Here is an 8,428-nt window from a genome sequence, read left to right as displayed (position 1 = left end):
CCGCCACTGATGGCCGAAACCACCCGTGCGACTTGCATGTGTTAAGCATGCCGCCAGCGTTCGCTCTGAGCCAGGATCAAACTCTCAAGTTCATCTTGCCAAGCCTGCCCAAAAGCAAACCAGACCAGACGTCGATCGATCAAAGCTCCGCTCACCATTCTCGACGTATGATGCGCCCATCCCACCCCATCAGCCCCTCCCCGCCACAGCGGATCAAAACCAATCGAAGAAGAAGGCACACCCTTACTTCCAAAAAGCAGATGCGATTTTCAAGGAACAACCGTCTGAGCCAGATATAGTCGCTCAGTAGCGAAGTAGTAACCCTCTCGAAGCAGACCAGCTATGCTCTTCAGCGTTACTGGCGTTCCGAGGAAGTCAACTCCGCGTCGGGAGCGGCGATGTAGCCCCTGACCCCAGGTGACGCAAGAGCCTTTTTTCAGACCCGCGAAAAAACCGCGAAACCTCCGTGACAGGCCTCCGGTCACGCGTCGGCCACGTAGAATGCTCGGGCGACCCCAACGCCCTTAGACGGGAGCAGTGGTGGCTGGCGCCCTCATCCGGGCCTCGGTGCGGAACCGTGCGAGGAGGTCCGGCGGTCCCATCTGTCCCCCCTTCAGCATGACATCCATCCCGTCGAGCCTCGGATCGTCGCTGTGCCCGCGGCAGAGCGCCACGCCCGGGGAGAGGATGCCGGCGCAGGAGAGGCCCCAGAAGCCGAGTGCCCGCGCGGCGAGGCTGGACGTGTCCCCCCCTGCAACGCCGAGACGCCGGACCGGGCACTCCCGAAGAACGCGCCGGAGAAGCAGGGCCATCGCCTCCGCGGCAGCCTCCGGCCGGGGAGGAGCACCATCCGGCGGGGACGTGGCGAGCAGGACGTCCCTCCCCTGGGAGAGGAGTGCTGCCGTCTCGGCGGCAACGGCTTCGGCGAACCCCCGCTCGCCGGCCAGCCGGGCGGGGTCGGCAATGACCTGCTGGTACTCCCCGGCCTCGTCTATCTGTCGCCGCGTGATGGGGGAGAGGCTCCCTGCCATGACGAGCACCGGCCCCCTCTCCGGCCGCAGGGGGGAGCCGGAGGCGGTTTCGGGCCGCTCGGCGCACCAGGCCTGGGCGACGCCGCTGGGGCCGATCGCGAGCATGGCGCCCCCCTCGGCCCGCAGGCGCATCACCCGCCCGATCGCCGAGAGGTCCGTGGGGCGCGCGACGTCGAGGAGCACGGCATCCGGCTCATCGAGGAGCAGCTCATCCAGAAGCCTCCCCCGCACCTCCTCCCCAAGGTCCAGCGCGGGATAGGGCAGCGACGCGGCCCGCAGCCCCTGGGCCGCAAGGTGCACGCGCAGGTCCGCCTCCCCCATCGGCGTGACGGGGTGGGCGCGCATGGTGGGGTGGCGGTCGATCCGGTGGACCTGCCCTCCCGTGCCGGCCGCGGCGAAGAGATTCGCGAAAAGGAGATAGCGGCCGATATTCGGCTGACCGCCCACCACCGGCCGGAAGGGGTTGGGGAAGAAGGGGCGCAGCGCCCTCACCGCCGCCCCGATGCTGCCCACCTCCGGCGCGCTGTCGAAGGTGGAGCAGCACTTGTAGTGCATGACCCGCACGCCGAGCCCGGCGAAGAACCGCCCCACCGGCTCCAGCTCCGCCTCCATCCGCCCGGGCGGCATCGAGCGGGAGGCGCCGGCAATCCCTACCGCGTCCAGCGGGCCCGCCCTCTCCAGCCGCGCGGCATCGGGCACGGAGAGGAACAGCATCGCCCGCATCCCGCGCCTGGCCAGCTCGGCGAGGGTGTCCGTCGCGCCGGTGAAGTCGTCCCCGTACCAGCCGTAGAGGGGGGCGCTCATCGGGCGCCGAAAGTCTCGAGCGCCTGGCGCAGCGCGGGGCGGCCGCGCGCGGCCTCCTCCAGCGGCTCGCCCCGCGCGGTGGCCTCCCATGCCTCGCGGATGCTCTCCACCCCCGCGGCCGGGCCGCCGGGATGCGCCATGATCCCGCCGCCCGCCATGAAGAGCAGGTCGGTATGGCCGATGGCCGCGAAGGTGGCGGGAGCCGTCCCCGCCCACTGGCCGGAGGAGAAGGCGGGCATCACCCGGTCGTCCACCTCCCCCGCCAGCCCCGTCACGCAGTCCCGGGCGGAGGCGATCACCTCATCGTCGGCCTGGGCGAACTTTCCCCCGATCCCGTGGACATGCATGTGGTCCACCCCCGCCAGCCGCCAGAGGAGCTGATAGGCCTGGAAGCCGATGCCGAGCAGCGCGTGGCGGGAGAAGGCGCCGTAGCCGTTGCGATGGCCGTGCAGCGCGAGATCCGTGCCCCGGCGCAGCGTCTCGATGGCGGAGAAGCCGCACCAGTTGAGGCTGGCCATCACGCAATTCCCGCCCTCCCGCGCCACGAGATCGGCGTGGCGGCGCATGGCGTCCGTCTCGTCCGTGATGTTGAAGGCGACCATCACGCGCTTGCCCGTGCGGTCCTGGTGGCGGCGAACGGCGGCCATCACGGCGGGGATGCGCCGGGCGAGCGGCGCGTGATCCGGGTTCGCGCTGATCTCGTCGTCCTTGATGAAATCGAGACCGGCCTCGCAGAGCCGCGCGACGAGATCGGCCGTTTCCTCCGCGCTCAGCCCGACATTCGGCTTGATGATGGAGCCGACCAGCGGCCCCTGCCCCACCCCCGTCAGCCGCCGCGTGCCCGCCAGCCCCTGCGCCGGCAGGGGGAAGCGGCGGCGCCAGGCCGGCGGCAGCTCGATGGATTCCAGCCGCAGCCCCGTCACCTCGCCGAGGTCGAAGAGGTTGCCGGCGACGATGGAGGCGAGCGTCGGCAGGTTCGCCCCGACATTCGCCACCGGGAATTCCAGCACCACCCGCGCCCGGTGCCACGGCCCGCCCACGCCCCGCCGCTCCAGCCAGGCATTGGGGAGGGACGGCGCCTCCGCCGCCTCCAGCCTCTCCACCCCCTCCACCGTGGCGCGGGCGCGCTCGCGCAGCGCGTCCGTCTCGCCCTCCACGCGGGCGAAGGTGCCGCAGGACTGCTCCCCCGCCATCACCTCGGCCACCTTCGCGGGATCGAGCGGCGTCTCGATGAGGTAGGTGGCGCGGAAGCGGTCCTCCCTCATGCGGCCAGCGCCCTCAGGTCGGGGAAGGGCCGCACGGGGTCCTTGCCGTCCCACCCCTCCGAGGCCTCGCGGATGAGGCGGAACATCTCGCCCTTCGGCCCGGCGACCTCCGACAGCTCGATCACCGTGCCCGGGTGGTAGTGCGTATCGAAATAGACGAAGCGCCCGCGCTCCCCCACCTCGCCGCTCATCACCGGCTTGAAGCCCTGGGCCTGAAGCCGCGCGAGGTCCGCGTCGTAGTCGCTGGTCCAGTAGGCGACGTGCTGCAGCCCGCTGTGCCCGGCATCGGTGAAGTCCTTGTACATGGACGGCACCGCGTTGCGGCACTGGATCAGCTCCACCTGCAGCGACCCGGAATTGGCCAGCGCCACGGAGTTGTGCGGCTCGTAGCTCTCGCCCTTGTAGCGGTAATTCCGGATGGGAACGCGCGGGTTGTAGAAGAAGGGGCCGACGCCCAGCACGCGGCTCCAGTAGTCCATGGCAGCCTCGATATCGGGCACGACATAGCCGGCCTGACGGATCTGGCCGAGGAAGCGGCTCATCGTCTGTGTCTCGCTCTCGCAGGAATGGTGGGGATCAGGACTTCAGGAAGCCCGTGGAGAACCAGGGTACGGCGGCAACGAGGACCAGCCCGACGAGCAGCGCGGCCATGTAGCCCCAGATGTAGCGGAGCCCCTCGTCCGGGTTCACCTTGCTGGTCGCGCAGGCGCCGTAGTAGCCGACGCCGAAGGGCGGGGCGAAGAGCCCGATGCCCATCGCGAAGATCACCACCATGGCGTAGTGCACCTCGTGCACCCCCGCATCGCGCGCGAGCGGGAAGAGCAGCGGCCCGAAGAGCACGATGGCGGGAATGCCCTCCAGCACGCTGCCGAGGACGATGAAGGCGAGGATCGACACGGCGAGGAAGCCCCAGGCCCCGCCGGGGATCGCCGCCATCATCCGCGCGAGGTCCCCGCTGAAGCCCGACTGCGTCAGCCCCCAGGCCATGGCCGTCGCGCAGCCCACGATGAAGATGATCGCACCAGTGAGGGAGGCCGTGTCGGCCAGCATCGGCCCGATGCGCCGCCAGTCGAACCGGCGGTAGACCAGCAGCCCCATGAGCACGGAATAGCCGATACCGATGGTGGACACCTCGGTCGCCGTCGCGATCCCCTCCACCACGGCGGCGCGGATGATGAAGGGCAGCGCGATGGCCGGCAGCGCGATGGCCGCGAAGCGCGCGATCTCCTTCGGGGCGTAGCGCTTCACCCCGCTCAGGTCCTCGCGCCGGTAGCGCCACCAGACCACCGCGCAGAGGCAGAGGCCGAGCACGGCCCCCGGCAGCATCCCGCCCGTGAACAGCGCCGCGATGGAGACGCCCGTGACGGAGCCGATAGTGATGAGCACGATGCTCGGCGGGATCGTCTCCGTCTGCGCGCCCGTGGCGGAGAGAAGGGCGACGAGGTCGCCGGGCTTGGCCCCGCGCGCCTTCATCTCGGGGAAGAGCACGGGGGCGATCGCCGCCATGTCCGCGATCTTCGAGCCCGAGATGCCGGAGACGAGGTACATCGCCCCGATCAGCACGTAGGACAGCCCGCCGCGCACATGGCCGAGCAGGCTGGCGAGGAATCCGATCATCGCCCTCGCCATCCCCGTCATCTCGATGAGCGCGCCGAGGAAGACGAAGAGCGGCACGGCCAGCAGGATGAGGTGCGACATTCCCTCATCCAGCCGCCCGACCACGACGAGCAGCGGCGTGGAGGTGGTGCAGGCGAGGTAGCCGAAGGTGGCGAGCGCGAAGGAGAAGGCGATCGGCACGCCGGCGAAGACGTTCACCGCCACGATGCCGACGAAGAAGACGAGGAGGTTCACCTGGCCCAGCGGCTTCAGCGTCGGCCCCAGCAGCCAGAAGGCGCAGACGGCCCCGGCCGTCAGCAGCGCCGCGACGGCCACCGCCACGGGCTGGCGCAGCCGCAGCAGCCGCACGAGCGCGACGGGGATCATCAGGCCAAGCCCCACGGGCAACGCGGCCGCGCGCCAGGAATTGGTGATCTCCAGCGCGGGGGTGACGATGAAGGCCTCCTCCTCCGCGTATTCTACGGCGTGGTGGAACACCAGCAGGAGGAAAGCGAGGGAGGCGGTGAGGGCGAAGGCTTCCAGCAGCGCCCGCGCCCGCGGCCCGACGCGGGTGACGAGCCCCGTCATCCGCATGTGCTCCCCCCGCCGCAGCGCCACCACCGCGCCGAGCATGGAGAGCCAGAGGAACAGGATGGAGGCCAGCTCGTCCGACCAGATGATCGGGCTGTGGAAAACGTAGCGCGCGGTGACCCCGGCGCCGAGGATGACGATCTCGGCCAGCACCAGCGCCGCCGCCAGCGTCTCGATGAAGCCGCCGAGGATCCGGTCGAAGCCGAAGACCAGCCGGGCCAGCGTCCCGACGGGGAGCGGCGGCGAGGCCTCGATCGCGGGGGCGTGCCCGGCCATCCCCGACTCCTCCCTCAAGCCAGCCGGCCGACGGCGCCCTCGAGCAGGCCCCAGGCCTCCTCGCCGAAGCGCGTCTTCCACTCGCCGTAGAAGCCGGAATCACGCAGCCGGGCGCGGAAGCTCTCGGGGTTGGTGCGGTTGAAGGACAGGCCCTTCGATTCGAGATCCGTTTGCACCGTGGCGTTCAGCCCGGCGATGTCGTCGCGCTGCTTCAGCCCGGCCTCGTTGATCGCGTTGGAGACCACGCGCTGGAGATCCGCCGGCAGGCCGCGCCAGGAACGGCCGTTGGCGATGAACCAGTAGCCGTCCCAGATGTGGTTGCTCAGCGCGCAGCTCTTCTGCACCTCGTAGAGCTTGGCCACTTGGATGATGGGCAGCGGGTTCTCCTGCGCGTCCACGATCCGCGTCTGGAGCGCGGAATAGACCTCGCTGAACTGCAGGCTCGCCGGCGCGGCGCCGAGGCCGCGGAACATGGAGATGGAGAGCGGGCTGACGGGCACGCGGATCTTCAGCCCGTCCATCCCGGTGGCGTCCGTGATGGCGCGGCCGCTCGTCGTCATCTGGCGGAAGCCGTTGTCCCACATCTTTTCGAAGGCGAAGAGGTTCACGCGGGAGATGGCCTGGCGCACCGCCGCGCCCACCCCGCCGTCCATCGCCTTCCAGACCTGCCCGTAGTCGGAGAAGACGAAGCCGACCGCGTTGATGGCGGCCACCGGCACCAGTGTCGCGATCACCAGGGCGGAGGGGGTGAAGAAGGTGATGCCCCCGCTCCGCACCTGGGAGAGCATGTCCGTGTCGCCGCCGAGCTGGTTGTTCGGGAAGATCTTGATGTCCACCCGCCCGTTCGTCTCCCGCGCGATGCGCTCGACCGCCTCCTGCGCCCGGATGTGCAGGGGATGGGTGACGGGGAGGTTGTGCCCGTACTTCCAGTCGAACTCCGCGGCGCGGGCGATGCGCGGGGAGGCGATCAGGCCGGCGGCGGGCAGGGCGGCGGCGGCGCGCAGCGCGGTGCGGCGGGTGATGGACATCGGCTATCCTCCCTCGATGCTTGATTTGAAATGATGCATTTCTGAGGTGGACGCAGCGTAGAGGCGTGGTTTGATGGGCGTCAAACACGTTTCCTGATGGATTTTGATGGATTCCGAAGACCGCCCCGCCCGCGCCCGCCTCCCCGACGTCGCGCGGGAGGCCGGGGTCTCGACCGCGACGGTGGACCGCGTGCTGAACGGCCGGGCCGGCGTGCGCCCGGCCACCGTGCAGCGCGTGGTCCGCGCCGCCGCCGCGCTCGGCTACATCATCGACACCGATCCCTACGAGGCGCGCGGCCGCCGCCCCATGCGGCTGGCCTTCATCCTGCCCGAGGGATCGAACCGCTTCCTCTCGCTCCTCGGGGGCATGGTGGCCGAGAGCCGCGCGCGCTTCGAGGCCTTCGGGATGACGGCGCGGGTGGAGTTCATCCGCAGCTTCAATCCCGAGCTGCTGGCGCGGGCGCTGCGCGAGGCCGGGCGCGAGGCCGATGGCGTCGCCTTCATGGCGCTGGAGCACCCGGCGGTGCGGGAGGCGGTGAACGCCCTCGCGGAGGCGGGGACGCCGGCGGTGACGCTCATCTCCGACATCGCGAACACGCGCCGCGCCGCCTATGTCGGGCTCGACAACCGCTCGATCGGGCGCACCGCCGGCTATCTCATGGCCCGCTTCATCGGGCGCCGCCCGGCGAAGGTGGCGATGATCGCGGGCAGCCTCAGCTACCGCGCGCATGAGGAGCGGGAGATGGGCTTCCTCCACCTCTTCGCCGAGATGTTCCCGATGATCGAGGTGGTCGGCCTGCGCGAGGGCCATGACGACGAAGCGAAGAACCACCGGCAGGCGAGGACCCTGCTCGGCCGCCACCCCGACCTCGCCGGCATCTACAATATCGGCGGCGGTGCCTCGGGCATCGCGCGCGCGCTGCGCGAGGCGCGGCGGGAGGCGGAGACGGTGTTCATCGGCCACGGCCTCACGCCCGACACGCGGGCCCTGCTGGTGGACGGCACGATGGACGCCGTCATCACCCAGAACCCCCGCGCCACGCTGATGGACTGCGCCGCCATCTTCGACAACCTCCGCGCCGGGCGCGACCCCGTGCAGGACGTGGGGCGGCAGGCCGGCGAGATCATCCTGCGCGAGAACCTGCCTTGAGGAGGGCTCCGCTGGCCGCCGCCTCCTTCTCCCGCCACACTCGCCCCATGCGGATCGCCCTCATCCACGCCCTGCGCCACTCGCCCCCGCCCATCGAGGCCGCCTTCGCCCGGCTCTGGCCGGAGGCGGCGCTGATGAACCTGCTGGACGACAGCCTCTCGGCCGATCTCGCCCGCGACGGCGCGATCACCCCGGCGATGACGGAGCGCTTCCTCGCCCTCTCCCGCTACGCCCTGGGCACGGGCGCGGATGCCATCCTCTTCACCTGCTCCGCCTTCGGCCCCTGCATCGAGGCCTGCGCCGGGGCGCTGGCGCCCCTGCCCGTGCTGAAGCCGAACGAGGCGATGATCGCGGAGGCGGCCCGGGCCGGGCGGCGCATCGGCCTCCTCGCCAGCTTCGCGCCGACCCTGGAGAGCATGCCGGCCGAGTTCCCCCTGGGCACCACCATCGTCCCGGTGCTGGCCGAGGGGGCGCTCGCGGCCCTCGATGCCGGGGACGCCGCCGCGCATGACCGGCTGGCGGCCGAGGCCGCGCGGGAGCTGACGGATTGCGACGCGATCGCCCTCGCCCAGTTCAGCCTCGCCCGCGCCGCGCCCCTCGTCGCGGCGGCCACGGGACGGCCGGTGCTCACCACGCCCGACAGCGCCGTGCGCGCGCTGCGGGCCCGGCTCGGCGCCTGAGCCCGCC

At 70.9% G+C, this 8,428-nt stretch carries 7 protein-coding genes and 1 rRNA gene; 2 read left to right on the top strand and 6 right to left on the bottom strand.

Annotated features, from left to right (window positions below):
• The 6 genes from FHS87_RS16685 to FHS87_RS16660 form a co-directional block, all read right to left on the bottom strand.
• Nucleotides 1–92, bottom strand: a 16S ribosomal RNA gene (locus FHS87_RS16685); the annotation flags it as partial.
• A gap of 432 nt (nt 93–524) precedes the next feature.
• Complete coding sequence (locus FHS87_RS16680; RefSeq protein WP_184520521.1) at nt 525–1,835, bottom strand: four-carbon acid sugar kinase family protein; 1,311 nt, start codon at nt 1,833–1,835, stop codon at nt 525–527.
• Nucleotides 1,832–3,100: a ribulose-bisphosphate carboxylase large subunit family protein gene (locus FHS87_RS16675; protein WP_184520520.1), complete on the bottom strand. Its 1,269-nt coding sequence runs from the start codon at nt 3,098–3,100 to the stop codon at nt 1,832–1,834. The genes FHS87_RS16680 and FHS87_RS16675 overlap by 4 nt, the downstream gene beginning before the upstream one ends.
• Complete coding sequence (locus FHS87_RS16670; protein WP_184520519.1) at nt 3,097–3,642, bottom strand: VOC family protein; 546 nt, start codon at nt 3,640–3,642, stop codon at nt 3,097–3,099. The genes FHS87_RS16675 and FHS87_RS16670 overlap by 4 nt, the downstream gene beginning before the upstream one ends.
• Nucleotides 3,643–3,676: 34 nt before the next feature.
• Nucleotides 3,677–5,563 carry a TRAP transporter large permease gene (locus FHS87_RS16665; protein WP_184520518.1) on the bottom strand — a complete coding sequence of 629 codons (1,887 nt, stop codon included), beginning with the start codon at nt 5,561–5,563 and terminating at the stop codon, nt 3,677–3,679.
• A gap of 14 nt (nt 5,564–5,577) precedes the next feature.
• Entirely contained in the window at nt 5,578–6,591 is a 1,014-nt protein-coding gene (locus FHS87_RS16660; protein ID WP_184520517.1) for a TRAP transporter substrate-binding protein, read from the bottom strand.
• Nucleotides 6,592–6,697: 106 nt separating this feature from the next.
• Here FHS87_RS16660 and FHS87_RS16655 point away from each other — a divergent pair, with 106 nt between their 5' ends.
• Nucleotides 6,698–7,741, top strand: a complete 1,044-nt coding sequence (locus FHS87_RS16655) for a LacI family DNA-binding transcriptional regulator (RefSeq protein WP_184520516.1) — start codon at nt 6,698–6,700, stop codon at nt 7,739–7,741.
• Complete coding sequence (locus FHS87_RS16650; RefSeq protein ID WP_312862029.1) at nt 7,738–8,421, top strand: aspartate/glutamate racemase family protein; 684 nt, start codon at nt 7,738–7,740, stop codon at nt 8,419–8,421. Before FHS87_RS16655 ends, FHS87_RS16650 begins: the two co-directional genes overlap by 4 nt.
• The last annotated feature ends 7 nt before the right edge of the window (nt 8,422–8,428 follow it).

Source organism: Muricoccus pecuniae (assembly GCF_014199205.1).
Classification (GTDB): Bacteria; Pseudomonadota; Alphaproteobacteria; order Acetobacterales; family Acetobacteraceae; genus Roseomonas; species Roseomonas pecuniae.
The sequence above is the reverse complement of the archived record's forward strand: the minus strand, read 5'-3'. Positions and strand labels throughout refer to the sequence as shown.